At 66.8% G+C, this 3,505-nt stretch carries 4 protein-coding genes; all 4 read left to right on the forward strand.

What is annotated here, in order from left to right:
• The first annotated feature begins 106 nt into the window (after positions 1–106).
• On the forward strand, positions 107–1,681 hold the full coding sequence (locus ACRDUX_RS37025; protein WP_526421893.1) for an AMP-binding protein: 1,575 nt from the start codon (positions 107–109) through the stop codon (positions 1,679–1,681).
• A 12-nt stretch (positions 1,682–1,693) separates the two neighbouring features.
• Positions 1,694–2,278 carry a hypothetical protein gene (locus ACRDUX_RS37030; RefSeq protein WP_526421887.1) on the forward strand — a complete coding sequence of 195 codons (585 nt, stop codon included), beginning with the start codon at positions 1,694–1,696 and terminating at the stop codon, positions 2,276–2,278.
• Between the two features lie 27 nt (positions 2,279–2,305).
• On the forward strand, positions 2,306–2,842 hold the full coding sequence (locus tag ACRDUX_RS37035; protein WP_526421889.1) for a flavin reductase family protein: 537 nt from the start codon (positions 2,306–2,308) through the stop codon (positions 2,840–2,842).
• The coding region (locus tag ACRDUX_RS37040; protein WP_526421891.1) for an HAD family hydrolase at positions 2,839–3,505 on the forward strand (667 nt) is incomplete at its 3' end. The genes ACRDUX_RS37035 and ACRDUX_RS37040, both read left to right, overlap by 4 nt.

Below are 3,505 nucleotides of genomic sequence, written 5' to 3' on the forward strand. Positions count from 1 at the left end.
CCACCGGGCCGAACGCGACGTCGCGACAAGGAGCAACCCATGCAACCTGACTTTGCTGGCCGAATTCGGTGTGAAGGCTCTGCCGAGGATCGGACGGGGGCCTGACATGTGGGGACCGATGCCGGACGTCCTGGACCGGGTGTGCACCTACTACCGCGACTCGGTGGCGATCATCGACGGAGATCGCTCCCTCACCTACCAGGAGATGCGCGAGTGGCGCAATCAGATCGCCAACGGTCTGGTCGAACTCGGCGTCGGCAAGGGTGAACGCATCGGCCTGCTCATGCCCAATGTCTTGGAGTTCATCCCGTGCGAGCATGCCATCTGGGCGGCCGGCGCGGTGCTGGTCCAGATGGCGACGCGGGCCTCGGCGAGCACGTTCGTCTCCAATTTGGGGTCTACCGACGCCACCACGCTGATCTACCACGCCAAGTTCGAGACCGTGGTGGCCGAGATCTACGACCAGCTGCCCACGTTGAAGCGGCTGATCCGCGTCGAGAGCGCACCAGCGACGAGCGCGCCGCACGCGGTGGACGCGGTGGACTTCGGTGACCTGTTCGACCGCCAATCACGGACCCGCCCCCCTGTCGTCATCGACGAGCACGACGAAGCGTTCATCATGTTCACCTCGGGAAGCACCGGTGAACCCAAGGGTGTGGTGAACTCACACTTCACGTGGGGTTATGAGGGCATCTCGGCCGGTCTGGACATGGGTGACATCGCCTTCGGTGAGGTCTTCGCCCACGGCGCACCGCTGACCCACTTCTCCCATGCCTTCGTGATGCCGACCTTCGTGCGTGGCGGCACCAACGTCATGTTGCCTGCCCTGGACGTGGCGACCCTGCTGAGCAACATCCAACGCCACGAGGTGACCGCGACCGCGGTCGTGCCGACCATCATCTATCTCCTGCTGGACGATCCTCGCCGACCCGACTTCGATCTGTCGACGTTGCGCACCATGATCTACGCGGGCGCCCCGATCGCCCCCGAACGACTGCGCTCGGCACTGGAGACCTTCGGGCCGATCTTCATCCAGACTTACGCCGGCACCGAGCAGGGCTTCGTGTCCTGCCTGCGCAAGCACGACCACCGCGCCGATGACACGACGTGGGTGGCGCGGCTGGCCTCGGCGGGCCGCGCCCTACTCAACGTCGCGGTCGAGATCCGCGACGAGGACGGCCGGTCCCTGCCGGTCGGTGAATCCGGTGAAGTGTGCACCAAGCAAACCGGCCAGATGGACTCCTACCTGGATGCCTCCCGCAACGCCGAGGCCCTGCGGGAGGGCTGGATGCACACCGGTGACGTGGGCCGCCTGGACGACGACGGATACCTCTTCATCGTCGACCGCAAGCGGGACCTGATCGTCTCCGGCGGATTCAACGTCTTTCCCCGGCAGGTCGAGGACGTGCTGACCACTCATCCCTCCGTCGCCCAGGTCGCGGTCATCGGCGTGCCTCACGACAAGTGGGGGGAAGCGGTCCTGGCCGTCGTCGTGGCCAGAGCCGGAGTGACGGTCGGTGAGCAGGAACTCATCGATCACGTCAAAGCCGAGCTCGGGAGCGTGTGCGCGCCCAAGTCGGTGGTCTTCGTCGACGAGGTCCCGCTCAACGCCACCGGCAAGGTCGACAAGAAGTCCCTGCGAGAACCGTACTGGCAGGGCCAGTCGCGGCAAGTCGGATGAGTGAGAGAACACATGTCCCCCAACACGAGTGACTGCAGCCTCGCTCCGCGGCGGCTGCACATCGCCCTCGACTTCCTCACCACCCCGCGGTGGGTCGAACTGACCCCGTCTGCGGCCGCCGCGCGGGAAATGGTGCGCATCACCGCACCCGACCTGCGGGCTGCTCAACGAGCCACGACCGACATCCACGCCAACGCGCGGCGCACCGGTGACAAGGTCGCCGTTCTGGTCGACGTGGACGCCATGATCGCCGAGGACGCCCGCACGGCAATGGTTCAGATGGATCGTTACGACGCCCGCACCGGAGGCCCGACCCGCCCGGGCTCCCTACGCTACGTCGGTACCCCAGGTGGGTTGGCCGGACTGATCGGCGACGTGTTCACTGCCGGTGTCGCCGACGGCGTGACCCTGCGGCCACTGTCCCCCAACACGTTCGAGCACTTCCTCGACTGCACGCTGCCGGCGCTGGCGCGTTTCGGTGTGACCGTGGATCCCACCCGGATCAGGTTGCTCGAAGGATGCCGGCGACGACACCGCGCTGCGCGGGCCACGGCCACGCCTACCCGGAGCCGCCTCCCCGCCACGTACAGCGCCTAGACCACCAAGTCCAGCAAGGAGTACGCGATGTCCGCTTCACCCGACGACGCAGAAGGCGACCACGGACTCGACCCGGACGCCTATCGCGCTGCCCTGCGCCGCCATCCAGCGGGCGTCGCGATCGTCACGCTCACCTCCCCCGTCGGCCCGGTGGGGTTCACCGCGACGTCGTTTGCCTCGCTGTCGCTGCTTCCGCCGTTGGTGAGCTTCAACATCACTCACACCTCGTCAAGCATCGGCGCGCTGCGTCAAGCCGGTTCGATAATCATCCATCTACTCGGTGAGCACCAACTTCCCTTGGCGCAACGCTTTTCACGCAGTGCGGACCTGAGGTTCGCCGACCCATCGCTGTGGCGGACGCTGGACACCGGCGAACCAGTACTGCACGACACACCGACCTGGTTGCGCGTGGAGCTGCGCCAACTGCTCGCCGCCGGGGACTCGACACTGGTCATCGGATTCGTCACCCACGCGTATTGCGCGGACGAGACCGACGGCACTCCCCCGGCCCCGCTGATCTATCACCACGGCGCCTACCTACGTACCGCGCCGTTTCCCGCGTGAAGACGCCGGCGCTGACCGCCATGAATGCGCTCGAGGAGCTCATCGAGCAGTTGCACGCCGGACCTAGGGGTGCGAACGTCGCGGCGTTCTTCGACTTCGACGGCACTTTGGTGGAACCGAATGCCGCGCTGGCCGCCTATCGGCGCCAGGCCCGCCCCTGCAACGAGGCGGCGGCGCCGTTCGTGCGGGCCAGCCGGGGCGTCGATCGGGCGACCCTCGACGAGGCTGCTTTCAGCGCCCTGCTGGAAGAGGCCATCGGCGGCTGGGTGGGCCGTACCGAGGACGAAGTGACCGAATTCGGCGAGGAGCTGTTTACCCATGAACTCGCCGGCGCGCTGTTCTACGGTGGGTGGCGGTTGTTGCGCGTCCATCAGAACCTCGGACACACCGTCGTCATCGTTACCTCCGGGACATGGGCCGAAGCGACCCCGCTGGCGCGGGCGCTCGGAGTCGAGCACGTCCTGTGTACCCGTCTGGAGCTCGACGACGACGTCCTCACCGGACGCGTGGCCGGTCGACCGCTGTGGGGGGCGGGCAAACTCGCCGCGGTTGAGGACTTCGCGCAGTCTCGGGACGTCGATCTGCGGTTGAGCCACGTCTACGCCGACGGAGACGACGACATTGCGCTCCTCGAGTCGGTGGGTTCACCGCACCCGGTGAACC

Source organism: Mycobacterium sp., assembly GCF_050701675.1.
Classification (GTDB): domain Bacteria; phylum Actinomycetota; class Actinomycetes; order Mycobacteriales; family Mycobacteriaceae; genus Mycobacterium.